Origin of the sequence: Aliiroseovarius sp. Z3 (assembly GCF_029105185.1) — a bacterium.
In the GTDB taxonomy this organism is placed as follows: domain Bacteria; phylum Pseudomonadota; class Alphaproteobacteria; order Rhodobacterales; family Rhodobacteraceae; genus Aliiroseovarius.
This window is the reverse complement of sequence record NZ_JAFMZK010000002.1, coordinates 315,459-337,762: the sequence shown is the minus strand read 5'-3', so window position 1 is coordinate 337,762 and position 22,304 is coordinate 315,459. Positions and strand designations below refer to the sequence as shown.

Sequence of the window (22,304 nt, the reverse complement as noted above, 5' to 3'; positions counted from 1 at the left end):
TACTCCTTACCGGCTTGCGTCAGGTGTGAAGGTCGAGAAGTCGACCAACGTGCCCAACATCTGCATATAGGCGATCAAGGCGTCCATCTCGGACACACCGGGCGCACCATCGAAGTTGCGCACTTGCGCCTTCGGATAGCGTGCCAGAAGGCCATCATAGTCGCTGTCAGGATCAGCCTGAGCCAACCAGTCGGCTTCGGCGTTCTCCATCTGCTCGTCGGTGTAAGGCACACCCACGATCTGATTGGCCTTCATCAGGTCTTCGATATATTTCGGCTCGATCAGGCGATCCGCCAGGAAAGCGTATTTCGGCATCACCGATTCCGGCACGACCGACTGCGGATCTTTCAGGTGATCCACATGCCATTCGTCCGAATACCGGCCACCGACACGGGCAAGGTCAGGCCCTGTCCGTTTCGAACCCCACTGGAACGGGTGGTCGTACTGGCTTTCAGCCGCAAGGCTGTAGTGGCCGTAACGTTCAACCTCGTCGCGCATCGGGCGGATCATCTGCGAGTGGCAGACATAGCAGCCCTCGCGGATATAGATGTTCCGGCCCTCAAGCTCGAGCGGCGAGTAGGGGCGCACGCCTTCCACATCCTCGATGGTGTTTTCGAGGTAGAAGAGCGGTGCGATCTCTACGATACCACCCACGGTGACAACCAGAAGGCTACCGACCAGAAGAAGCGTTGCGTTCTTTTCAAGAACAACGTGTTTGTCGAGAATTCCCATTGGTCCTTCCCTCCTTATTCTGCCGGAGCCGTTTGGGCGTCATGGGCAGATTCTGCTGCCGGCGAACGCTTGACGGTCATCCAAAGGTTGTAGCACATGATCAGGGCACCCGTGAGGAACAGAACCCCACCCATGCCGCGCACCACATACATCGGGAACTTGGCGGCAACGGTGTCGGCGAACGAGTTCACCAGGAAGCCTTGCGCGTCAACTTCACGCCACATCAGGCCTTCCATGATACCGGTTACCCACATCGACGCGGCGTAAAGCACGATGCCGATGGTGGCGAGCCAGAAGTGCCAGCTGACCAGTTTCAGGCTATAAAGACCGGCACGGTTCCACAGTTTGGGAACCAGGAAGTACAGCATCCCGAAGGTGATCATGCCGTTCCAGCCCAGCGCACCCGAGTGCACGTGACCAATGGTCCAGTCCGTATAGTGCGACAGCGAGTTCACAGCGCGGATCGACATCATCGGACCTTCGAAGGTCGACATGCCGTAGAAGCCGATGGACACAACCATCATCCGGATAACCGGGTCGGTGCGCAGCTTGTCCCATGCGCCAGACAGGGTCATCAGGCCGTTGATCATGCCGCCCCAGCTGGGCATCCACAGAACAACCGAGAACACCATGCCAAGGGTCGACGCCCAATCCGGCAGAGCGGTGTAGTGCAGGTGGTGCGGGCCGGCCCAGATATACAGGAAGATCAGTGCCCAGAAGTGGATGATCGACAGCTTGTACGAGAAGACCGGACGTTCAGCCTGCTTCGGCACGAAATAGTACATCATGCCAAGGAAGCCCGCGGTCAGGAAGAAGCCCACGGCGTTGTGGCCATACCACCACTGCGTCATAGCGTCTTGAACACCGGCAAACAGCTGAACCGACTTGGATCCGAAGATCGACACCGGCATGGCCAGGTTGTTGACCACATGCAACATGGCGATGGTGATGATGAAGGACAGATAGAACCAGTTGGCCACATAGATATGCGGCTCTTTCCGTTTCATGAGCGTGCCCATGAAGACCAGAAGATAGGCCACCCAAACGATGGTTAGCCAGAGGTCGGTGTACCATTCGGGTTCCGCATATTCTTTCGACTGGGTTGCGCCCAGCAGATATCCGGTGGCCGCCAGCAGGATTACGATCTGGTATCCCCAGAACACAAACCACGCCAGATTGCCGCCCCAAAGGCGTGCGCCTGACGTGCGCTGAACCACATAGAAGGACGATGTGATCAGGGCAGTGCCGCCGAATGCGAAGATAACCGCAGACGTGTGCAGCGGGCGCAGGCGACCGAAGTTCAGATAGCCTTCGGCCCATCCGAAATTAAGGCTTGGGAACGCAAGTTGAAACGCGATGAACGTCCCAACCAGAAAGCCAACAGCGCCCCAAAAGGCGGTTAAGGCAACGCCCACGCGCACGGGGCCATCCATATAACCGGTTTCTATGACCTTCTCTTCACCCACACGACGGAGTGAAAAGACAAACAGGCCAGCCGCGATCAGAACCACCAGGATAGCGTGTATCTGGTAGGCGATGTCGCGGGCATAACTTGCAGCAATCGCGGCCATCACTGCGATGAGGCCGTAGATCGCTAATTTGAGGTAATCCCACATTTTGCGTCCCTTCGTCTTATGTCATACACCCCCCTCCCACGACCGGATGAGGGCACTTTTCGACTTTTCTGGGTTTGGACCTATCCCTTCAAGACCGCTTTGATCCATATCAAAAACGTCACACACCGCCGATTTACCTTGATTGACCCATGTCAAAGCGTCGCAGGCGCGACACAGGCACGCTGAGTAGCAGGCCAAATCGGAGGGCAAACTAATGACATACCGCACCGTAACCACAGTTGTTACTGATACCACCCACTGCAAAGGCTCGCTTGAAGCCGCCAAAGCGGTCGCCAGCATGCATGATGCCCATCTTGACGTGTTGTGTCTTGGATTGGACCGCTCTCAACAAGGGTTTTACTATGCTGGCGCGTCTGCCGTCGTCGTGCAGGATAATCTGGCTCAGGCCCGCGAAGATGCAATGGAGCTTGAAACTTTCGCCCGCCAATCGCTGTCGGCCCACGCATTGCCCTGGTCAAGCGAGGCGCTGACGGCTCAGATGGTTGCGCTGAATGGTGCCATCGCGCACCGAACGCGATTTGCCGATCTGGTCGTCATGCCCCGTCCATATGGCGAAGGCCGTGGCCATGATGCCGAAGCAATTGTCGAAGCGGCCTTGTTTGACGGTAATGTTCCTGTGCTGGTGATGCCCGACAACGCCGAGTTTCCGCAAACCGTCGGCAATATCGTTGTCGCCTGGAACGAAAGCCCCGAAGCCTTGCGGGCGGTGCGACAGGCGTTGCCGTTCCTGCGTCAGGCGGAATCTGTTTCTATCGCCATCATCGACCCGCCGCAGCATGGGCCGGAACGGTCTGATCCTGGTGGGGCGCTGAGCCAACTGTTGGCGCGCCATGGTGTTCGGGCCGAAGTCTGCGTGCTGGCCAAAACCATGCCGCGCATCTCGGACATTCTGAACAGACATGCGAATGATCGGGATGCCGATATGATCGTGATGGGTGCTTATGGCCATTCGCGGTTCCGCGAATCGATCCTTGGCGGCGCGACACGTCACATGCTGGAAGTGGCGGAAGTGCCCATCGTGCTTGCGCATTAACCAAGACGACCAAACCAAAGGGCGCTGATTTCAGCGCCCTTAATACATTAAGCCAATTGCTTGAACTGCGCCTAGGTGATTGGCGCACCATCCATATCGCTGCCGGTCTCGGCGATCAGCGCCTCAAGATCAGGGATAATGACGCGACGCTTGCCCTGAAGTTCGATCACACCGGCTTTTTTTAGCGCAGAAATCTGACGGCTGACCGTCTCAAGCGTCAGTCCAAGGTAATCCGCCATCGATTCGCGCGTCAAAGGCAGTTCGAAGCTCATCCCATCCCGAGGGGGCCGCTTATGCAGCGACGCATCCCTGCGCCCAAGGATGGTCAGCAGGCTGGCGATCTTTTCCCGAGCGGTCTTTCGCCCCAGTACCAGCATCCATTCCCGCGCGCTGTCCAGCTCGTCCAGTGTCATTTGCAACAGCCGTGTGCCGATCGCGGGCGTCTTTTCCATCATGTCTTCAAACGGCTTCTTGCGGAAACAGCACAAGGTCAGATCCGTCACCGCCACCACATCAAAAGGCGCCGCATCGCGTCCCGGCCGACCGATGAAATCCGACGGCAGCAACAGGCCAACCATCTGGGTACGGCCGTCTTCCATTGTCTGGCTCAGCGTCGCAATGCCGCTGACCACACTGGAGACGAATTCCATCGGGTCGCCGGACCAGATCACAGGCTGGCCCGCTTCGAAAGTGCGATAGTACTTGATCGCGTCAAGCTGCTCCAACTCATCAGGTTCGCAGCGCGAGCACACGGCACGGTGGCGAATAGGGCATGTGCCACAATCACGAGGGTTAAAACTGATGTCGTTCATGGTTTTTTTACAAGAGATGTTTCTTGTTTGATCCTGATCAAAGTTGCGCGCGCAATTGTCATCCAAACCTATGCGAATGCAGACCACTTCGCAACTCAAACGCCTCGGTCTTTTTGACGCGCGCGTGCCCCGTTACACCAGCTATCCGACCGCCCCCCATTTCAAAGCGGGAATCGGTGCTGAAACCCTGTCTGACTGGATCGGCGCGATCCCGGCGCATGAAGCAGTATCGCTTTACGTGCATATTCCGTTTTGCCGACGGCTGTGCTGGTTCTGCGCCTGTCGCACCCAAGGCACAACCACTGCCGAACCTGTTGCGGCCTACGTGAACAGCCTGAAACAGGAACTCGCGACCATCAAAGATTTGCTCGCCGATGGGATCAAGCTGGAGCATCTGCATTGGGGCGGAGGCACGCCAACACTTTTACAACCCGAAATGATCGCCGATCTGACCGAAGCGATTCTGGCGACGTCGCCTCTGGCAAAAGGCGCCCAGTTCTCGGTCGAGATTGATCCCTCTGAAATCGACGATCCGCGGCTGGACGCGCTTGCCGATGCCGGGATGAATCGCGCCTCGATCGGCGTGCAGGATTTCGACCCGATGATTCAGGAAGTCATCGGACGCCCGCAAAGCTATGAAGTCACCAAACAGGCGGTGGATGGTCTGCGCGCACGTGGGATCAACAGCCTGAACATGGATATCCTGTATGGCCTGCCACACCAAAACACGGCGCGGATCACCGATTCGGTGGAAAAACTGATCAGCCTTGGTCCTGACCGCGTCGCGCTGTTTGGCTATGCCCACGTCCCATGGGTCGCCCGCCGCCAAACCCTGATTCCGACCGAAGCACTGCCATCTGCCGAAGAACGGCTTGAGCTTTACAACACCGCTCGTGATCTTTTCATCGCCGCCGGGTATGACGAGATCGGGATCGACCATTTTGCCCTGCCCTCGGACGGTCTTGCCAAGGCCCACAAGGCCGGAACCATGAAACGAAACTTTCAGGGCTATACCGAGGACGCATCCAAGGTGATGATCGGTGTGGGGGCCAGTTCGATCGCACGCTATCCGCAGGGTTACGCACAGAACGAACCGGCGACATCGAAATATCAGGCGGCTGTGCGGGACGGACGTTTGGCTGGCGCGAAAGGTCACGTCTTTACCGATGAAGATCTTGCGCGTGGACGCGTGATCGAGGAATTGCTGTGCTATTTCCGCGTCGATTTCGCCAAGCTGGCGGCAGAATTTGATCGCCCGGCAGAGGACTTCCTGTCCATGGTCGATGGGCTGGAACAGGCGATGCCTGACACGACCGATCTGGACGGGACGACGCTTGTTATCCGGCCAGAGGCACGCCCCGTCGCCCGGATGATCGCGCGCCATTTCGACGACTACGAAATGAATGAAAGCGGTCACAGTCAGGCGGTCTGATCCCGCCTGACCTAGCGATCCTTGCGCAACATACGGTTACGATATCCCGCCTCGGTGGCGATATTGTCCAAAACCTGAGCCAGCGTCAGGTCGTGATCGAACTTGCCATTTTGCAAGAATTCCGTGACTTGCGCGATCACCAGCGGGTTCACCATCATGAATGTATGTGTCACAGGCAGAACAATATGATCGTTCATGCCGCCGATGCGCGTGTTGTCCACCGACACCTTGCCGTCATCTTCGCCTTCGATCACCGCCGAATAAATCGGGTTCAGGGACCGGTTGCCCGCGATCACACCAAGTTCGAAGGCGGCGTGATCGGTTCTGTTCGGCACCGAATCCTCACCGGTGCCAAGCTGCAATCCGGCAGGACCGTTCAGCCATTCGAACGGCTCTAGATTTCCGAAGGCATCGACCAGTTGTGACCCCTGATTTGGCGGGGCCAGCATCACCACGCGCCCCATATTTGCAGGGCGGTGATCCTGCAACCAGACACGCGCTAGGATGCCCCCCATCGAGTGGGTCACGAAATGCACCCTTTGATCTCCGCAGACTTCCAACGCTGGCGGTATCGCGGCTTCAACCAACACTCCGATCTTCGCCTTAGTTGAAGGATAGCCCAGATTGACCACGTCATAGCCAGAGGCGCGCAGGCTTTCCTCCATCACCCACATGGATGATGGCGACCGCGCCAGGCCGTGCAAAAGCACCACGCAATCCGCGCGTATGGGCGCGGCAAGCGTGATGGCAAAACCAAGGGCAAGTGTCAGCGTTCTGAACATACCGGATAGATACGCATCTTGCCCGCAGGTTGCGAGAGGCGGCTTGTCACAGGGTGATGGATAAGCAAGTCTTGGCGCATGTCGATTTCGTTCAAAACACCCCGGTTGGCCGTGCGCGGCCTGATCCTGCACGACGACCGGCTGTTGATGGTAAACGCCTATGCCGATGGACGGTCAGATTTGTTGTGCCTGCCCGGCGGCGGGGTGGAACCCGGCTCAAGCCTGCCGGAAAACTTGATGCGCGAAGTACACGAGGAAACCGGCCTGAGTATTTCCGTGGACGTCCCCGCTTTGGTGAACGAGTTTCACGATCCGGGCACAGGTTTCCACCAGGTTGAAATTATCTTTCGGTGTCAATTGCTAAGCGGACGGCTTGATCCTGCGTGGCAGGATCCCGAGGCGGTTGTCACGGATCGGCAATGGGTCAGCAAAACGCAGATTGCAGAGCTGCATTTCCGCCCGCTGTCCCTGCCGGCTTTGGCGTGGGGCGAGGCGGAAGCTGCGCCTGCCTATGACGCTTTGGAAACCATCGTCAGATAAGACAACACCCCTGCCAGCTTGCACGAACAGGGGTGTTTCCAGTGTTTATTGGATCAGCGCACTTCGGTATAGAATCCCGGTGCGAACCAGCGGATGACCAGCGCCCCGGCCCCCGTAACAGCAACCGCCAAGGTGACGATCCAGCCAATAAACGGGATCATCGCCAAAATCGTGATCGCAACAGCGCCGACAAGCGCCGCGATGGCGCGTTCACTCAGCGTTTCTGGCAACGGGCGGTTGGTCGCACCCAAGACACCAACCCCAAGGATATAGGTGCCGACGACATATCCCGCAAAGCCAAGCAGTACGGCCAGGACAATCGACACCGGGATCAGCAGGATTCCGAAGCCCGTCATGGCAAACAGGAACAAAGATCCGGCCAGTGCTGAAATCGTCAGAAAGCCCATCCAAAGCGCGCGGGCGGGTGTTTCCAACGTGCGCAACCGCAACGCCAGCAGGAATGTGGGCGCAAGGGCCGCAATCAAGGTGACCATAGCTGTCAGTACCAGGATCGCCGTGATTTTCCCACCCAGCCAAGCGGTCCAGCTGGAGCCGGAACGATCCAGTGTCGCCCCTCCATCTCCGTCCGCACTGGCATCGAAGTCGTCGACGTTGTGCCGTTCGATCCGGTCTTCCGGGACAACGCTTTCGGGAATTTCTATGCCGTTCGGATCGTCGGAGTACAGATAGAGCGTACCGTCAATCCGGGCAGCATCACCAAAGCTGATGTTATCGACCGCCAGGCTCGCGTCTCCGGCAATGACCCCGGTCAGCAGGATGTTCTCTGCAGCCACCAAGGCGCTGTCACCAACAGCCCCGTTGATCTCGATCCGTTGGGCAGCGGCGCGCAAGTCGCCGCCAACATTGTCGTTGACCAATACGGTATCGCCCATCAGGTGCGCATCGCCACCGACACCGCCCGAGACATTGACGTTCATCCCTGCGGCATAAAGGCTGTTGCCCACCGGCCCAGAGATTGAGACCGAACGGCCACCTGCATGGGCGCTGCCCTCAATCGGGGCGGACACAACCACCGTGTTCCCGGCAATGAACGCATCGTCCACCGCATCGCCTGTCAGCGTCACGTTGTCCCCGGCCATATAGGCATCGTTACCGAAACGATAAACCTCTTGCGCGGTGGCTGGCATCGCCAAAAGAGTAATGAAAATAAGGATGAAGGATCGAAGCATGGCTGCCCCCGCCAATAGATTATGTTACGACCGTTAACATAGACAGTGTCAGATCCTTTTGTAAGGGGCGACGTTGAAAAAACCACCACAAAAGAAAAGGGCGCCCGAATTGGGCACCCTTCGTCTGCTCCGGTCTCGCTTTCGGCAGATTGGCCTTGCGGCCAATCGCCTGTCGCAATCGAATTCCTGACGGAATTCGATTTACATCATGCCGCCCATGCCGCCCATGTCGGGCATGCCGCCGCCTGCAGGGGCGTCTTTTTGCGGCTTGTCAGCCACCATAGCCTCGGTGGTGATCAAAAGACCAGCAACCGAACCGGCATCTTCCAATGCGGTGCGGGTGACTTTGGCCGGGTCAATGACGCCAAACTTGAACATGTCACCATATTCTTCGGTCTGAGCATTGAAGCCGAATGCGCTGTCCGACGACTCGCGCACTTTGCCAGCCACAACAGCGCCGTCGACGCCTGCGTTTTCAGCAATCTGGCGCAGCGGGGCTTCGATAGCCTTGCGTACGATGTTGATACCGGCGCTTTGGTCAGCGTTGTCGCCTTCCAGACCTTCCAGAGCTTTGCCGGCCTGAACCAGGGCAACACCACCACCGACGATGACGCCTTCCTGAACAGCAGCGCGCGTCGCGTTCAGAGCATCGTCTACACGGTCCTTGCGCTCTTTCACTTCCACTTCGGTCATGCCGCCAACGCGGATCACAGCAACACCGCCTGCCAGTTTGGCAACACGCTCTTGCAACTTCTCGCGGTCGTAATCCGAAGTGGTTTCTTCGGCCTGGGCGCGGATCTGAGCAACACGTGCTTCGATCTCGGCTTTCTCGCCTGCACCATCGACGATGGTGGTTTCGTCTTTGGTGATCTGGATTTTCTTGGCCGAACCCAACATGTCCATGGTCACGCTTTCCAGCTTCATGCCCAGATCTTCCGAGATCACCTGACCACCGGTCAGGATCGCGATGTCTTGCAGCATGGCCTTACGGCGATCACCGAAGCCCGGAGCTTTGACAGCAGCAATTTTCAGACCGCCGCGCAGCTTGTTAACAACCAGAGTTGCCAGCGCCTCGCCTTCGACGTCTTCTGCGACGATCAGCAGCGGCTTTTGCGATTGGATAACCGATTCAAGCAGCGGCACCATCGGCTGAAGCGACGACAGTTTCTTTTCGTGCAGCAGAACAAGGCAATCGTCCAGTTCGGCGATCATCTTGTCGGGGTTGGTGACGAAATAGGGCGACAGGTAGCCGCGGTCGAACTGCATGCCTTCGACAACGGTGGTTTCAGTTTCGAGGCCTTTGTTTTCTTCGACCGTGATAACACCTTCGTTGCCAACCTTTTGCATTGCATCTGCAATCTGACGACCGATTTCGGCTTCGCCGTTGGCCGAGATGGTGCCAACCTGTGCAACTTCGTCGGAGTCCTTGACTTCACGAGCCATGGATTTCAGGTTCTCGACAACCTTGGACACGGCCAGGTCGATACCACGCTTCAGGTCCATCGGGTTCAGACCGGCAGCAACCTGTTTCAGACCTTCGCGCACAATCGCCTGGGTCAGAACAGTGGCGGTTGTGGTGCCGTCGCCGGCTTCGTCATTGGTGCGGCTGGCGACTTCTTTCACCATTTGCGCGCCCATGTTTTCGAACTTGTCTTCAAGCTCGATCTCTTTTGCAACCGTGACACCATCTTTGGTGATACGCGGTGCGCCGAAAGACTTGTCCAGAACCACATTGCGGCCTTTCGGGCCGAGGGTTACTTTGACAGCGTCAGCAAGGATATTGACGCCACGCAGCATTGCATTGCGGGCATCGGTGTCGAACTTTACGTCCTTAGCAGCCATTTAGCTTACTCCTGAAAATTCGTGTAAATCGGTCAGACAATCAGGCAATGATGCCCATGATGTCGGATTCTTTCATGATCAGCAGCTCTTCACCGTCGATGGTGACTTCGGTGCCGGACCATTTGCCGAAAAGGATTTTGTCGCCTTCTTTGACGTCCATGGCGATACGATCACCGTCGTCGTCCTTGGCGCCAGCGCCCACGGCAACAACCAGACCTTCAGCCGGTTTTTCCTTGGCGCTTTCCGGAATGATCAGGCCGCCTGCTGTTTTCTCGTCGCTTTCGACGCGGCGGACCAACACACGGTCATGCAGTGGTGTAAATGCCATTTCTGAGACTCCCTAAGCTCAGTTTCAGTTCTCTTAGCACTCACCGGATGCGAGTGCTAACGGCGCAGAGTTAGGGAGTCATTTTGTGGCTGTCAAGCAATCGAACCAGAAATTTGGACACGCATCACACAGCCCGCCGGTCTGCACAATCAATCGAACGGCTTCAATTGTTCTGATCATCCAGCAAATGCTCGTACCGTGCGTCGGTCAGTGTCTTCATGAACGCCACCAACGCATCAATACGTTTGTCATCCAGCGCGGGCCCATGAATCAGCTCGGTCACGGCAAGGTTCTGTGGAATCTCCGGCATCAGCCATGGCTTGCTTGTTTCCGGGTTGATCTGCCGATCCTCGTCCAGCGTGTTGTATTTGTTATAGAACAGGACAACCGTGCGCAAATCCTCGAACACACCATTGTGCATGTAGGGGCCGGTAACGGCGACGTTGCGCAGGGTCGGCACCTTGTAACGCCCGCCCGCATCGGCGCTGTCGATATCCGGGTTCGCCAGCAGGCCCAGATCCGGCCCGTCCACCCCATTCGCCGCCCGGACCGCCGCGTTCACCGGCACGCCAATATTGTGGTATTCGTAATTGGTAAACGTCTCGTCCCCGGCAATGGGCGAGGTCCGCAACTGGTGACACAGATTGCAATTGGTGAACTGTTCGGAGAAGAACAACACGCGGCCCAGTTCTTCCTCGTCCGTAAGTGTGGCCTCACCGCGCAGGAAACGGTCGTATTTGCTGTCGAAGGGCGCGAACAAGTCGGTGCGTTCAAACGCGGCAATCGCCTGTGTCATGGCGTCATAGGCGGCGGTGTCATCATCCCAGATCGCATCGCCGAACAGCGCCTTGAATGACGCCACATAGTCTGAATTCTCAGAAAGGCGCGCGACGACCGATGCCTCGTCGGGCATTCCCATTTCGATCGGGTTCAGGGGCGGTCCGCCTGCCTGCCCGTCCAATCCGGCCGCACGCCCATCCCAGAACATGCCACCGCGCCATGCCTTCTTGTCCAACTGTTCGAAATCCGGCGTGAACATCGCATAGGCCGCCGTGGGGGCCGTGCGATCCCCAAGGCTTTCACCATCATCGCCAAGCGATACGGCCCGCCCCACATCCGTTTCGCGCGGGTCCACAAAGCCGTATTCCGGGTCATGACAGGTCGCACAGGACTGGGTGCGGTTTTTCGACAGGTTCACATCAAAAAACAGTGCCTCGCCCAGCTCCTCAAGACTGTCGAACGCGGCGACCGGTGACGCGAGCAGGATCATCAAACCTGAGGCAAGAGACACGCGCATGGGAAAAGCTCCTAAACATTCAAATCCGCTCTTAATCCAGAATCGTGGCAAAGGAAATTGATCCCGATCAAAAAAGTCGGATTATTCCGGAAGAGCTGCCCGGCCTTCATCGGTCAATCCATAGACGCCACGTTCCACGCGCACGAACCAACCATAGTGGTTGATCGCCATCATGCGCGTGGCTGTTGCGACACCTGTGGCCTTTGCAAGCGCTGCGCCTTTCATCGGCCCCTCTTTCGCCAGACAAGCGGCCAGCTTCTCGGCGTCCTGCCGATAGGCCGTTACCAGCTTTCCGTTCGTGCCGCCGGTGTTGGGATCACCTTCGCGCCGCGCGAATTCGGATAAAATCCGGGCAGATTTCACCTTGGATTTGCGCGGTTGGAACGGACCGGGGTCGGTATGGACCTGCACCAACCCGTCTTTCAAACGGACCGACAGAACCCCAAGACCAAGCCGCCGGCACAGCCGCAGATTTCCCTTGAAGGCTCTCCATCCGGGCTTGCCGGTCCAGCGCGGCACCGCGACATAGACCAGATCGGTCACCGCCTGCCGCGCCACAGCCTGTTGCAGCAATGTCAGCGAAAACCCCGCCTTCAATTCGATGATGACCGGCGGCGCACCTTCGCGCAGGGCAACCACGTCCGCCGGGCCGACCTCGGATTTCACCTCATAGCCCATCCCTTCCAGCCAGGATTTCACGGGGGCATAAAGCTCGGTTTCGGCGGGTTTCGACATGATATGGTTTTAACGTCAGCGACGCGCCAGAGCCAAGGGATTTACGAATGCCCGATGCTCGGCTAATTTGTCCGTATCCAAGAGGAGTGCCCTGCCAGTGATCAAGTAAACCACCCGTTTCAGATACCCGTTTCCGGGTTGGTTTACACTCACACGACAGGATACCTCATGCGTGAAATCATTTATGACGTTGCCGTCAGCCTTGACGGTTTTATTGCTGCCCCCGGCGGGGATGCTTCGGCCTTCCCCGGCGAAGGCGATCACATTGCCCCCTATTTTAACAGGCTGGCCGGATATGGCACGGTGATCATGGGCCGACGCACCTATGAATACGGGTACGGGTTCGGCCTTGAACCGGGCGCACGTGCCTATCCGCACATGGATCACCACATCTTCTCGACCACCATCAACCTGCCCGACACGTCCGACGTCAACGTCGTAAGGTCCGACTGGTTGAGCCATCTGGAAACGTTGCGAGCCAGGAAGGGCATGCCGATCTATCTATGCGGCGGGGGCCAGTTTGCTGGCTGGGTCTTGCAGCAAGGTCTGATCGACAGGCTGATTTTGAAGTCCGCGCCGATAACACTGGGCGAAGGTGTTCCGCTGTTTTCCGACGCGCCTTTGACAACCCATTGGCAAACCAAATCGGTGACGCCTTATGCAACCGGCGTTACTTTGCTGGAACTGATGCGTTGAACAGGTCGCGCCCGCGGAAAATGCTGCAACGCAGCAGGTGACAAGGGCGGGCGCGCACCCTATAAGGCAGGCAAAATTCAGTGACTCATAAAGACGGATAAACCAAAATGACCACTCTTGTTTTCGGCCACAAATCGCCTGACACCGACTCGACCGGCTCGCCGCTGATTTGGGCTTGGTACCTGAACGACGTGAAAGGCGTTGACGCCAAGCCGGTTCTGCTGGGCCAGCCCAACACCGAAGCCGCCTTTATGCTTAAGCGTTGGGGCTTTGACATGCTGGACATCATCGAGGACGTGGCCGACGACCAGCCTTGCGTCATCGTCGACACCAACAACCCGGCCGAACTGCCCGCCAACATCAACGGTGCAGACGTTCAGGCGATCATCGACCACCATAAGCTGGTGGGCGGCCTGGAAACCAAAGGCCCGATCGACATCACCATCCGTCCGCTGGCTTGCACCGCGACCATCATGTACGACCTGATGGGTGACGATGTGGCCAAGATGCCGGAAGCCATCAAAGGTGCCGCCCTGACCTGCATCCTGTCGGACACGCTGGAATTCCGCTCGCCCACCACCACCGACCGCGACCGCGAAGTGGTGGCCGCGCTGGCCGCTGATCTGGGCGTGAACGTATCCGAATATGCCGCCGAGATGTTTGCCGCCAAATCGGACGTGTCCGAGTTCTCGGACGCCGAACTGATCCGCATGGACTCGAAAGAATACGAAGTGTCGGGCACCAAGTTCCGCGTGTCGGTTCTGGAAACCACCGCGCCGGAAATCCCGCTGGGCCGCAAAGAGAGCCTGATGGAAACCTTCAAAACCGTCGCAGCCGAGGACGGCGTGGACGAAGTTCTGCTGTTCGTCGTGGACATTCTGAAGGAAGAAGCCACCCTGCTGATCCCGAACGATGTTGTGAAAGGCGTGGCCGAAAAGAGCTTCGGCGCCAAGGTCGAGGGCGACGCCGTTGTCCTGCCGGGCATCATGAGCCGGAAGAAGCAGATTATTCCGAATTTGGCAGTGTAAGTCAGTTCAATTTGTGATTGGGAAGGCCCGCGCAACTGCGCGGGCCTGTTTCATTTGTATAAGCGCGACCTTGCCAAACCATGACGGGTCAGCAACCATGTTCAAAAGTGTTTTCGGGGGGCTTCATCGTCATGTTTTCTATTTATGCACTGACGTGGCTTGGTGTTCTGGCGGCCCAAATTTCACCCGGCCCTAACCTTGCGGCCGTCGCGTCGGTCGGGTTAGCGCAGGGGCGACGGCCTGCACTATTCGTGGTGGCTGGCATTTCTTCCGGCATGCTCGTCTGGTCTATGGTGACAGCCTTGGGGCTTGGCGCTCTGATAGAAGCGTCTCCACTAGTGCTTCTGGTATTGAAGTTTGTCGGAGGTAGCTACTTGCTTTTTCTTGGCATCAAGGCGGCATACGCGACGCTGAAAGGTGGCGCCAACACGACCTTCGCGCCCGATTCCCGACCGCTGAGCGATGGTCTTGCGTGGCGCCGTGGCGTTCTGGTTCTACTTACCAATCCTAAAGCTGCGCTGATGTGGGCCGCAGTCGCCTCGTTCCTGTTCGGTCAAGGGCTGAGTGCTTGGCACGTTCTGGCATTCGGGCCAATGGGTGCATTGTCGGGTTTGATTATCTACGGAACCTACGCTTGGCTGTTTTCAACCGGCGTCGCCATGCGTGGCTACTCGCGATTCTCAAGATGGTTTGAAGGTATCTTTGCGGTAGCATTTGGGGCCATGGGCGCCAGCTTGATTTGGGCTGGCATGCAAGAGGCTCGAAACTAACTAGACATTCACACCTCTGATAGCAAAGGCGGCTTCGCCTACGATGCGGGCCATCCAACCCGACTCCTCTAGCCACCCCCGTCCCGCTCTGCCATATCTTCCTTAACCAAGGAGCCGCACCATGACCCGCATCATCGAAAACCTCAGCGAAGTTTCCGCAAACTACGACGCCTATTTCGTCGATCTGTGGGGATGCGTGCATGATGGTGTGCATGCTTACCCGGAGGCGGTCGAGGCGCTGCGCAAAGTTCGCGCAAATGGCGGGTTCGTGGTGCTTGTCACCAACGCGCCGCGTCACCGGACCTCGGTCGAAGCCCAGCTGAACCAGATCGGCGTGCCGCGCGCCTGTTGGGATACGATTGCGACCTCGGGCGACAGTGCGCGGGCGGCGATGTTCACGGGGGCCGTTGGTCGCAAGGTCTGGTTCATGGGCGAGGCGCATGACCGGTCTTTCTTCGACCCGATGACGATCATCAACGATCCGGTTGAGATTGAAGAGGTCGAACTGAAGCACGCCGAAGGTATCGTCTGCTGCGGCCCGTTCGACCCCCACGCCCACCCTGACGAACTGCGTCCGCAACTTCTGCTGGCCAAGCAAAACGGGCTGAAATTGCTCTGCGCCAATCCAGACATCGTGGTGGATCGTGGCGAGCAGCGGGAATGGTGTGCGGGCGCTGTTGCCCAGCTTTACACCGAGATGGGGGGTGAAAGCCTTTACTTCGGCAAGCCCCACCCGCCGATCTATGATCTGGCCCGTCGGCGCATGATCGCCGAAGGGCGGTCAGTGGACAACTCGCGCATCCTTGCCATTGGCGATGGCATCCTGACCGATGTGAAGGGCGCACAAGGCGAAGATATTGATTCTCTGTTCATCACCGGTGGGCTGGCACGGGACGAAACCCGGACCGATCGCCAACCTGATGCGGACGCACTTGAGCGATTTGTGGCGGCAGAGATGGTCACACCGACCTTTGCCATCGGCTATCTGCGCTAGGCGCAGCCCGAATTTACCCTTGTTAACAAAGGCAAAAGAGGCTGCCGCGAGGCCGCACCTTGCCTGTGTTGCATAATTCCAGCTCGGCACATTCAATCATTCCAGACAACATTTCCCCTTGATTTTCTGCAGTTGCAAAGTAATATTATTGCCAATCAGAGCGATTTATCGTCTTTTTATGACCCGGAGGATCCAATGTTGGACAATTTCCCGCGCGGCACGATCTGCATTGAAGAGCTGGAAATCGGCATGTCGCGGCATGTCACCAAGGAAGTCACCGACCGGGATATCGAGATGTTCGCCGAAATCTCGACCGACCGGAACCCGGTGCATCTGGACGACGATTACGCCAATGACACGATCTTTGAGGGGCGGATCGCTCACGGGATGCTGACCGCGGGTTTGATCTCGGCTGTGATCGGTGAACAGCTTCCCGGGCATGGCACCATCTATATGGGGCAAAGCCTGACATTTCTGGCGCCCGTCCGCCCCGGTGACACGGTGCGCGCCGAAGTGACCGTCATGGACATCGACCATGCCAAACGGCGGGTGACGCTGAAGACCGAATGCCTTGTCGAAGGCAAGCCGGTTCTGAAGGGCGAAGCCAAGGTTCTGGCGCCCTCGGCCAAGTTCGACTGACCTACCCACACAAGGAAATCCCGGCACCCGGCACCGCCGGGCTTGCACCCGTTCGCTTGGGGCGATAATGCCACCTCATGCGGATTGTACGGGACTATCAGTTTGTTGAAAAAGCGGATCGCGGCGCCTCGGTCGCGATTGGAAATTTCGACGGTGTGCATCTGGGCCACCAATACGTGATCGACATCGCGCGAGCAGAAGCCAAGGCAAGTCAGACCCCACTGGGCGTCATGACCTTCGAGCCGCACCCGCGCCAGTATTTCGCCCCCCAAAGCGCGCCCTTTCGACTGATGGGCGCAGACGCCCGCGCCCACCGGCTGGAGAAACTGGGGGTCGAGCGGCTGTATGAGCTTAGCTTTAACGACACGCTGTCTGCGCTATCCCCGGAAGAATTTGCCCAACGTGTGATCGTCGACGGGCTGGGCCTGAGCCATGTGGTCATAGGCGAGGATTTCCACTTCGGAAAAGGCCGTGCAGGCAAAGCCGATGACATGACCATGCTGGGCAGGCAGATGGGATTTGGCGTAACCGTCGCCCCCCTGATGTCCGACGAGGTTGGCGAGGTCAGTTCGACCGCCATTCGCGACGCCTTGACCGAAGGCCGCCCCCGCGATGCAGCACGCATGCTGGGCCACTGGCACCGGATCGAAGGCGACGTAATTCGTGGAGACCAGCGCGGGCGCGACCTGGGCTATCCCACCGCAAACATGTCCATCGAGGGGCTGCATCCCCCGAAGTTCGGGGTCTATGTGGTCGAGGTCGACATCCTGACCGGCCCGCACAAGGGAAGCTATGGCGGTGCAGCGTCAATGGGCACCCGCCCCATGTTCGGCGAGAACCGCCCGAATCTTGAAAGCTACATTTTCGATTTCAAGGGCGACATCTATGGCGAACAGATCTCGGTCGCCCTGATCGACTATCTGCGCCCTGAACAGGTGTTTGACGGGGTTGAAGCCCTGATTGTCCAGATGGATGCAGATTGCGCCCAAGCGCGCGATATTCTGGCGAAGCTATGAGGCCGTAACATGATCCGCCACATCGTCTTTTTTACTGCAAAACGCCCCGAGGATCGCGACACGATTCGCACCGGGCTGGAATTGCTAAAAGACATCCCCCACAGCCTGCGGCTTGAGGTTGCCGAGAATTTCGCAACCGACCCGATCCCCGGCCCCTCGCCCGACGTCGTTGTCTATGGCGAATTCGCGGACGAAGCCCAGCTGGCCGCCTATAAGGCACATCCACTGTATCAACAATCCATCGCCCATGTGCGCCCGTTGCGCGAGCTGCGGATCGCCGCGGATTTCACGGCAGACGGATGACCAAAGGGTTGCGCACCAAGTTCTGGGAACGTCCGCTCGACAGCCTGACCGCGACCGAGTGGGAAGCCCTGTGCGATGGATGCGGCAAATGCTGCCTGAACAAGCTGGAAGACGAAGACACCGGCGACGTTGTGTTCACACGCGTGGCTTGCCGATTGCTGGACGGCGACACCTGCCGTTGCTCGCAATATGATATCCGGTTGAATTTTGTGCCGGAATGCATCGTGCTGACGCCCGAAAACATCGGTGAAACCGCCTATTTCATGCCTGCCTCCTGCGCTTATCGTCTGCGTCACGAGGGCAAGCCGCTTTACGATTGGCACCCGTTGATCTCGGGCGATCGTGACAGCGTGCACAAGGCCGGGCGCAGCGTGCAGGGCTGGACCGTGCCGGAATTCGAAGTTCCCGAAGAAGAATGGGAAGACCACCTGATTGAGGAGCCGCATTGATGTTTTTCGCCTCTGACAATTCCGGGCCGGCCCACCCAAAGGTGATAGAGGCTATGGTCCAAGCCAACCAAGGCTACGCCATGCCCTACGGTGCCGATGCCTTGATGGACGAGGTCCGCGCACGCATCCGCGACATATTCGAAGCCCCCGACGCCGCGGTCTATCTGGTGGCGACCGGGACGGCGGCAAACGCGATCAGTCTGGCGACATTATCAAAGCCGTGGGACACCATTTTTTGCGCGACACAAGCGCATATCCAAGAAGACGAGTGCAATGCGCCCGAATTCTATACGGGCGGCGCCAAGCTGACACTTGTCCCGTCGGATCATGCCAAGATAACCCCAGCCGCCTTGCGCCGCGCCATCGAAGCCGAGGAAAGTCGCGGAGTGCATGGCCCGCAGCGTGGCCCTGTGGCGATTACCAATGTCACCGAACGTGGCACGGTCTACTCGGTGGCTGAATTGACCGCCCTGTGCGACGTCGCCAAACAGTACGACCTTCCCACCCATCTGGACGGCGCGCGCTTTGCCAATGCGTTGGTGTCGCTTGGCTGCAGCCCCGCAGAGATGACGTGGAAAGCCGGGATCGACGCGGTCAGCTTTGGGGGCACCAAGAACGGCTGCATGGGTGTTGAAGCGGTAATCTTCTTCGATCCGAAACACGCGTGGGAGTTCGAGTTGCGGCGCAAGCGCGGGGCGCATCTGTTTTCAAAGCACCGCTACCTCTCGGCCCAGATGCTGGCCTATCTGACGGATAATCTGTGGCTTGACCTTGCCCGACAGTCAAACGCGGCCAACGCGCGTCTGGTGCGCGGGCTGAAGCAGATCGAAGGCGTATCATTCCTGCACGAACCCGATGCCAACATGAGTTTTGCGGGCTGGTCACGTGCCGGTCATCAGCGTCTGCATAACGCAGGAGCCGCCTATTACATCTGGGAAGGCACGCTGGATGGCACAGATCAGGACGAGGTGCTGACGGCGCGCATGGTCGCGGACTGGTCGACGAGTGACGACAATATCGACAGGTTTGTCGATTTGGTGCGCGGTTAATGCGCGACCGGCGCGGACGACGATAGAAACGCAGAAATCGCATCGCCAACCTCTGCAGGGTGGCTGATCGGGGCCATATGTCCAGCACCAGCGAAGACCCGCCTTTGCACATTGGGCAGGCGTGCTGCCAATGCATCATGGGTCGCCGCAACCATCGCTGGCGACCGCGCGCCCTCCATCAACAAAACCGGCAGGTCAAGACGTTCCAACGCACCGGGTGCAGCTTGGCCGTGGATATCGTCGTGGGTCACTGTTTTGCCCGCCGGGATCAGGTGTATTCTCTTGGCCATGTCTTCTCGCAGAGACATCGGAAGCGCCTGCCACGCGGCATCACGACCCCACAGGACATTGAACAGGCGCGCGGCCTCCATCCGATCACCAGCACGCATGGCATCGGCAAATGGGCCTTCCATGTAAGCACTGTTCTCGGCAAAGGTCGGGTGGTCCTTGGCGGCGGCAAACAGGACCGGTTCGTACATGGTCAGGCTTCGCACGCGATCCGGGTGACGTTGTGCCAGTCGCAGGGCAATGGTCCCGCCGAAACTATGCCCGATCAAATCGACGGGATCCGAGATCTCCTGATCCCAAAGCGCTTCGGCAATCTGGACGGCCTTGTCCTGAAAATCGCCGACGCCATCCCAATCCGCGCTGCGCCCGTGCCCCGGCAGGTCAAACGCCACCATATTCAGGATGCCGGAAAGGTGTCGTTCCAACCCACGCCACGCACCAGAATGGGCCAGAGAACAATGGAGCATCAGCGCCGAGCGCGACCCGCTGCCTGACCGGTGCCAGTAAGTCTCGTGACCAGCGAATGCCTGAAGGGTCATCCTTTTTCTGCACCCAGATGCGCGTCCAGCAAGGCCAAGCGATCCTGACCCCAGAATTTTTCGCCATCGTCACAAACATAAAAGGGCGATCCGAACACGCCAGCACTGACCGCGTCTTCAAGGTTGCGGCCATAGGCTTCTGCCCCGGCCAGAAGGCCGCTGTCGGCAAGGCCCGGATCGAATCCGGCTTCGGACAGGCAGGTCTTGATCACATCGTCTTGTGCCATGTCTTTTTCTTCTGCCCAGCAGGCGCGCATAATGCCGTGCACCAACGCCCCAAGATCCCCACCGCCCGCAGATTGCGCCGCGATGATCGCATAGGAGGCCGGGGCGCCATTGGTGGGCCAATGCGCCGGCGTGTGGTTCATCGGCATATTCAGCGCCTTGGACCACCGTTTCAGTTCCTGCATCCGGTATTCCATCCGCGACGGATGGCGGTCTTTGGGGAGTGTGCCGCCGGTGCGCCCAAACAACTGCCCGATGTCCAATGGCTTATAGGTGACACTTGCCCCATGCCGTTCCGCGATGTCTTCAAGCCGTGACCCGGCCAGATAGGCCCAAGGAGACAACACCGTGAAATAATAGTCGATCTGCGTCATTTTTCCGGCCCCTGTTGCCCCATTACTGTTCCAAGGAATCTATCCCGATGTTAAGGGGTGTCAACGTCACGATTCTGTCACACAGACCACGCCGGGAACCGCTGCCATGCCATCCATCACTGAACCGAAACTCATCTCAGGCAATGCCAATCGGCCGCTTGCCGAAGCCGTCGCCAAACGCATGTCGATGCATCGCGGATCTTCCGTCGGACTGGTCGACGCCCGCGTGGAACGCTTCAACGACCAGGAAGTGTTTGTCGAGATCTACGAAAACGTGCGTGGCGAGGATATGTTCATCATCCAGCCCACCTCGAACCCGGCCAACGACAACCTGATGGAGCTTCTGATCATCTCGGACACGCTGCGCCGATCATCCGCTGCGCGCGTCACCGCTGTGATCCCCTATTTCGGATATGCACGACAGGATCGCCGCACCAAGGCACGCACGCCGATTTCCGCCAAGCTGGTTGCCAACCTGATCGCCCAGTCGGGGATTGAGCGGGTCTTGACCATGGACCTGCACGCGGCCCAGATTCAGGGCTTCTTCGACATCCCGGTCGACAACCTCTATGCCAGCCCGATCTTTGCACTGGATGTGAAGCACCACTTCAAAGAATGCATGGATGAGGTCATGGTGATCTCGCCAGACGTGGGCGGTGTCGCCCGCGCGCGCGAGCTTGCCAAGCGCATCAATGCTCCGCTGGCCATCGTCGACAAACGCCGCGAAAAAGCGGGTGAAATTGCCGAAATGACCGTGATCGGCAATGTCGAAGGCAAACGCTGCATCATCATCGACGATATTTGCGACACGGCCGGAACGCTGTGCAAGGCGGCCGAAGTTCTGATGGAAAACGGCGCGCAAGAGGTTCACGCCTACATCACCCACGGCGTGATGTCCGGCCCGGCGGTCGAACGGGTGTCGAAATCTGTCATGAAGTCACTTGTCATCACGGATTCGATCCAACCGACCGATCCGGTAAAAAACGCCCCGAACATCCGCATTGTACCCACTGCACCGATGTTTACGCAGGCCATTCTGAACATCTGGGGCGGGACATCGGTATCGTCGCTGTTTGACCATGACACGCTGGAGCCGCTTTACGAAGGCATGTACTCCTGACGCGCCGCCTCTATTGTTGACATCAAAGTCCCTTCGGGGCCTTTTTTGTGCCCATCAACCACGATCAGACATCCCAATCCTCGTCATTGGCCACCTCGCCCATCGCGATCCAGTCGACCCGCATGCGCGCAACCCGCGTATCGCCCCAGGTGCGGAACACGATCTGAAACCCGGTTTCCGTGATTTCGTCGGCAGCGATATCGGCCCGCGCATTGGTACGCTTGTCCAAATCCCACATTGATACGCTGACATGCACCGACGGCGGGCGGAGGAACCTGTCCGAGAATTCAACCGGCGTGACCAATTGTCGGGCACCATCTCCGGTCCACATCTCGCCATCATGCTCGAAATCCGAAAACAGTATCGTGCTGCCCTGCTCCACCCCAACCATATGGGTTCTGATCCTGCGCATTTCTGATGGCCTCGTTCTATCTTAGTTTTGCCAGCAGACCCC

Annotated in this window: 25 protein-coding genes; 13 read left to right on the top strand and 12 right to left on the bottom strand. The window is 58.3% G+C overall.

What is annotated here, in order from left to right; translation table 11 throughout:
- Positions 1 to 6 precede the first annotated feature (6 nt).
- Together ccoO and ccoN are read right to left on the bottom strand one after the other, a co-directional pair.
- A complete protein-coding gene (gene ccoO / locus J3R80_RS04640) occupies positions 7 to 732 on the bottom strand; it encodes a cytochrome-c oxidase, cbb3-type subunit II (protein WP_275392589.1) in 726 nt (241 codons plus the stop codon).
- Between the two features lie 14 nt (positions 733 to 746).
- On the bottom strand, positions 747 to 2,348 hold the full coding sequence (gene ccoN, locus J3R80_RS04635; protein ID WP_275392588.1) for a cytochrome-c oxidase, cbb3-type subunit I: 1,602 nt from the start codon (positions 2,346 to 2,348) through the stop codon (positions 747 to 749).
- Between the two features lie 214 nt (positions 2,349 to 2,562).
- Between ccoN and J3R80_RS04630 the strand changes: the two genes are divergently transcribed.
- Complete coding sequence (locus J3R80_RS04630) at positions 2,563 to 3,402, top strand: universal stress protein (RefSeq protein WP_275392587.1); 840 nt, start codon at positions 2,563 to 2,565, stop codon at positions 3,400 to 3,402.
- Between the two features lie 71 nt (positions 3,403 to 3,473).
- Here the strand turns inward: J3R80_RS04630 and J3R80_RS04625 are convergent, their stop codons facing one another.
- Positions 3,474 to 4,214, bottom strand: coding sequence for a Crp/Fnr family transcriptional regulator (locus J3R80_RS04625; protein WP_275392586.1), 741 nt, complete (start codon positions 4,212 to 4,214; stop codon positions 3,474 to 3,476).
- Positions 4,215 to 4,290: 76 nt separating this feature from the next.
- Between J3R80_RS04625 and hemN the strand changes: the two genes are divergently transcribed.
- On the top strand, positions 4,291 to 5,646 hold the full coding sequence (hemN, locus tag J3R80_RS04620; RefSeq protein WP_275392585.1) for an oxygen-independent coproporphyrinogen III oxidase: 1,356 nt from the start codon (positions 4,291 to 4,293) through the stop codon (positions 5,644 to 5,646).
- Positions 5,647 to 5,657: 11 nt separating this feature from the next.
- Here the strand turns inward: hemN and J3R80_RS04615 are convergent, their stop codons facing one another.
- The gene (locus J3R80_RS04615; protein ID WP_275392584.1) at positions 5,658 to 6,428 is read right to left on the bottom strand and encodes an alpha/beta fold hydrolase; all 771 of its coding nucleotides are present in this window, start codon (positions 6,426 to 6,428) and stop codon (positions 5,658 to 5,660) included.
- Between the two features lie 78 nt (positions 6,429 to 6,506).
- Between J3R80_RS04615 and J3R80_RS04610 the strand changes: the two genes are divergently transcribed.
- A complete protein-coding gene (locus J3R80_RS04610) occupies positions 6,507 to 6,968 on the top strand; it encodes an NUDIX hydrolase (RefSeq protein WP_275392583.1) in 462 nt (153 codons plus the stop codon).
- 53 nt (positions 6,969 to 7,021) lie between these two features.
- Here J3R80_RS04610 and J3R80_RS04605 read toward each other — a convergent pair whose 3' ends face one another.
- The 5 genes from J3R80_RS04605 to J3R80_RS04585 form a co-directional block, all read right to left on the bottom strand.
- Entirely contained in the window at positions 7,022 to 8,158 is a 1,137-nt protein-coding gene (locus J3R80_RS04605) for a hypothetical protein (protein ID WP_275392582.1), read from the bottom strand.
- Between the two features lie 201 nt (positions 8,159 to 8,359).
- On the bottom strand, positions 8,360 to 10,000 hold the full coding sequence (groL, locus tag J3R80_RS04600; protein ID WP_275392581.1) for a chaperonin GroEL: 1,641 nt from the start codon (positions 9,998 to 10,000) through the stop codon (positions 8,360 to 8,362).
- Between the two features lie 40 nt (positions 10,001 to 10,040).
- On the bottom strand, positions 10,041 to 10,328 hold the full coding sequence (locus J3R80_RS04595) for a co-chaperone GroES (protein WP_191286195.1): 288 nt from the start codon (positions 10,326 to 10,328) through the stop codon (positions 10,041 to 10,043).
- A gap of 163 nt (positions 10,329 to 10,491) precedes the next feature.
- A complete protein-coding gene (locus J3R80_RS04590; RefSeq protein ID WP_275392579.1) occupies positions 10,492 to 11,625 on the bottom strand; it encodes a cytochrome c peroxidase in 1,134 nt (377 codons plus the stop codon).
- A gap of 81 nt (positions 11,626 to 11,706) precedes the next feature.
- Positions 11,707 to 12,360, bottom strand: a complete 654-nt coding sequence (locus J3R80_RS04585; protein ID WP_275392578.1) for a DUF2161 family putative PD-(D/E)XK-type phosphodiesterase — start codon at positions 12,358 to 12,360, stop codon at positions 11,707 to 11,709.
- 168 nt (positions 12,361 to 12,528) lie between these two features.
- Between J3R80_RS04585 and J3R80_RS04580 the strand changes: the two genes are divergently transcribed.
- From J3R80_RS04580 to J3R80_RS04540, 9 genes are all read left to right on the top strand, one after another.
- Positions 12,529 to 13,056 (top strand): dihydrofolate reductase family protein, encoded by a 528-nt coding sequence (locus J3R80_RS04580; protein ID WP_275392577.1) that lies wholly within the window; start codon positions 12,529 to 12,531, stop codon positions 13,054 to 13,056.
- A gap of 107 nt (positions 13,057 to 13,163) precedes the next feature.
- Positions 13,164 to 14,084 carry a manganese-dependent inorganic pyrophosphatase gene (locus J3R80_RS04575; protein WP_275392576.1) on the top strand — a complete coding sequence of 307 codons (921 nt, stop codon included), beginning with the start codon at positions 13,164 to 13,166 and terminating at the stop codon, positions 14,082 to 14,084.
- An 80-nt stretch (positions 14,085 to 14,164) separates the two neighbouring features.
- The gene (locus J3R80_RS04570) at positions 14,165 to 14,854 is read left to right on the top strand and encodes a LysE family translocator (protein WP_275392575.1); all 690 of its coding nucleotides are present in this window, start codon (positions 14,165 to 14,167) and stop codon (positions 14,852 to 14,854) included.
- Between the two features lie 121 nt (positions 14,855 to 14,975).
- Complete coding sequence (locus J3R80_RS04565) at positions 14,976 to 15,848, top strand: TIGR01459 family HAD-type hydrolase (RefSeq protein ID WP_275392574.1); 873 nt, start codon at positions 14,976 to 14,978, stop codon at positions 15,846 to 15,848.
- A gap of 195 nt (positions 15,849 to 16,043) precedes the next feature.
- Positions 16,044 to 16,487, top strand: a complete 444-nt coding sequence (locus tag J3R80_RS04560; protein WP_275392573.1) for a MaoC family dehydratase — start codon at positions 16,044 to 16,046, stop codon at positions 16,485 to 16,487.
- A gap of 77 nt (positions 16,488 to 16,564) precedes the next feature.
- Entirely contained in the window at positions 16,565 to 17,503 is a 939-nt protein-coding gene (locus J3R80_RS04555) for a bifunctional riboflavin kinase/FAD synthetase (RefSeq protein WP_275392572.1), read from the top strand.
- Between the two features lie 9 nt (positions 17,504 to 17,512).
- Positions 17,513 to 17,806 carry a Dabb family protein gene (locus tag J3R80_RS04550; protein WP_275392571.1) on the top strand — a complete coding sequence of 98 codons (294 nt, stop codon included), beginning with the start codon at positions 17,513 to 17,515 and terminating at the stop codon, positions 17,804 to 17,806.
- Positions 17,803 to 18,255 carry a YcgN family cysteine cluster protein gene (locus J3R80_RS04545; RefSeq protein WP_275392570.1) on the top strand — a complete coding sequence of 151 codons (453 nt, stop codon included), beginning with the start codon at positions 17,803 to 17,805 and terminating at the stop codon, positions 18,253 to 18,255. Before J3R80_RS04550 ends, J3R80_RS04545 begins: the two co-directional genes overlap by 4 nt.
- Positions 18,255 to 19,304, top strand: coding sequence for a low specificity L-threonine aldolase (locus tag J3R80_RS04540; protein ID WP_275392569.1), 1,050 nt, complete (start codon positions 18,255 to 18,257; stop codon positions 19,302 to 19,304). Before J3R80_RS04545 ends, J3R80_RS04540 begins: the two co-directional genes overlap by 1 nt.
- On the opposite strand, the gene J3R80_RS04535 is transcribed toward J3R80_RS04540, so the two are convergent.
- Positions 19,301 to 20,131, bottom strand: coding sequence for an alpha/beta hydrolase (locus J3R80_RS04535; protein ID WP_275392568.1), 831 nt, complete (start codon positions 20,129 to 20,131; stop codon positions 19,301 to 19,303). The genes J3R80_RS04540 and J3R80_RS04535 overlap by 4 nt on opposite strands.
- Positions 20,128 to 20,730, bottom strand: a complete 603-nt coding sequence (locus tag J3R80_RS04530) for a 2-hydroxychromene-2-carboxylate isomerase (protein WP_275392567.1) — start codon at positions 20,728 to 20,730, stop codon at positions 20,128 to 20,130. The genes J3R80_RS04535 and J3R80_RS04530 overlap by 4 nt, the downstream gene beginning before the upstream one ends.
- A 106-nt stretch (positions 20,731 to 20,836) precedes the next feature.
- Between J3R80_RS04530 and J3R80_RS04525 the strand changes: the two genes are divergently transcribed.
- Positions 20,837 to 21,850: a ribose-phosphate pyrophosphokinase gene (locus J3R80_RS04525; protein WP_275392566.1), complete on the top strand. Its 1,014-nt coding sequence runs from the start codon at positions 20,837 to 20,839 to the stop codon at positions 21,848 to 21,850.
- A gap of 64 nt (positions 21,851 to 21,914) precedes the next feature.
- On the opposite strand, the gene J3R80_RS04520 is transcribed toward J3R80_RS04525, so the two are convergent.
- The gene (locus tag J3R80_RS04520) at positions 21,915 to 22,262 is read right to left on the bottom strand and encodes an H-type lectin domain-containing protein (RefSeq protein ID WP_275392565.1); all 348 of its coding nucleotides are present in this window, start codon (positions 22,260 to 22,262) and stop codon (positions 21,915 to 21,917) included.
- Positions 22,263 to 22,304 lie beyond the last annotated feature (42 nt).

Bases quoted from the DNA above. Each gene is read 5' to 3' on its own strand.
- J3R80_RS04605 (WP_275392582.1), bottom strand. From the start codon at position 8,158: ATGCTTCGATCCTTCATCCTTATTTTCATTACTCTTTTGGCGATGCCA.
- J3R80_RS04575 (WP_275392576.1), top strand. From the start codon at position 13,164: ATGACCACTCTTGTTTTCGGCCACAAATCGCCTGACACCGACTCGACC.
- J3R80_RS04595 (WP_191286195.1), bottom strand. From the start codon at position 10,328: ATGGCATTTACACCACTGCATGACCGTGTGTTGGTCCGCCGCGTCGAA.
- J3R80_RS04540 (WP_275392569.1), top strand. From the start codon at position 18,255: ATGTTTTTCGCCTCTGACAATTCCGGGCCGGCCCACCCAAAGGTGATA.
- ccoO (WP_275392589.1), bottom strand. From the start codon at position 732: ATGGGAATTCTCGACAAACACGTTGTTCTTGAAAAGAACGCAACGCTT.
- J3R80_RS04625 (WP_275392586.1), bottom strand. From the start codon at position 4,214: ATGAACGACATCAGTTTTAACCCTCGTGATTGTGGCACATGCCCTATT.
- J3R80_RS04570 (WP_275392575.1), top strand. From the start codon at position 14,165: ATGACGGGTCAGCAACCATGTTCAAAAGTGTTTTCGGGGGGCTTCATC.
- J3R80_RS04555 (WP_275392572.1), top strand. From the start codon at position 16,565: ATGCGGATTGTACGGGACTATCAGTTTGTTGAAAAAGCGGATCGCGGC.
- J3R80_RS04590 (WP_275392579.1), bottom strand. From the start codon at position 11,625: ATGCGCGTGTCTCTTGCCTCAGGTTTGATGATCCTGCTCGCGTCACCG.
- J3R80_RS04525 (WP_275392566.1), top strand. From the start codon at position 20,837: ATGCCATCCATCACTGAACCGAAACTCATCTCAGGCAATGCCAATCGG.
- J3R80_RS04580 (WP_275392577.1), top strand. From the start codon at position 12,529: ATGCGTGAAATCATTTATGACGTTGCCGTCAGCCTTGACGGTTTTATT.
- J3R80_RS04560 (WP_275392573.1), top strand. From the start codon at position 16,044: ATGTTGGACAATTTCCCGCGCGGCACGATCTGCATTGAAGAGCTGGAA.
- J3R80_RS04585 (WP_275392578.1), bottom strand. From the start codon at position 12,360: ATGTCGAAACCCGCCGAAACCGAGCTTTATGCCCCCGTGAAATCCTGG.
- J3R80_RS04565 (WP_275392574.1), top strand. From the start codon at position 14,976: ATGACCCGCATCATCGAAAACCTCAGCGAAGTTTCCGCAAACTACGAC.
- J3R80_RS04550 (WP_275392571.1), top strand. From the start codon at position 17,513: ATGATCCGCCACATCGTCTTTTTTACTGCAAAACGCCCCGAGGATCGC.
- J3R80_RS04615 (WP_275392584.1), bottom strand. From the start codon at position 6,428: ATGTTCAGAACGCTGACACTTGCCCTTGGTTTTGCCATCACGCTTGCC.
- J3R80_RS04545 (WP_275392570.1), top strand. From the start codon at position 17,803: ATGACCAAAGGGTTGCGCACCAAGTTCTGGGAACGTCCGCTCGACAGC.
- J3R80_RS04530 (WP_275392567.1), bottom strand. From the start codon at position 20,730: ATGACGCAGATCGACTATTATTTCACGGTGTTGTCTCCTTGGGCCTAT.
- J3R80_RS04535 (WP_275392568.1), bottom strand. From the start codon at position 20,131: ATGACCCTTCAGGCATTCGCTGGTCACGAGACTTACTGGCACCGGTCA.
- ccoN (WP_275392588.1), bottom strand. From the start codon at position 2,348: ATGTGGGATTACCTCAAATTAGCGATCTACGGCCTCATCGCAGTGATG.
- J3R80_RS04520 (WP_275392565.1), bottom strand. From the start codon at position 22,262: ATGCGCAGGATCAGAACCCATATGGTTGGGGTGGAGCAGGGCAGCACG.
- J3R80_RS04610 (WP_275392583.1), top strand. From the start codon at position 6,507: ATGTCGATTTCGTTCAAAACACCCCGGTTGGCCGTGCGCGGCCTGATC.
- hemN (WP_275392585.1), top strand. From the start codon at position 4,291: ATGCAGACCACTTCGCAACTCAAACGCCTCGGTCTTTTTGACGCGCGC.
- groL (WP_275392581.1), bottom strand. From the start codon at position 10,000: ATGGCTGCTAAGGACGTAAAGTTCGACACCGATGCCCGCAATGCAATG.
- J3R80_RS04630 (WP_275392587.1), top strand. From the start codon at position 2,563: ATGACATACCGCACCGTAACCACAGTTGTTACTGATACCACCCACTGC.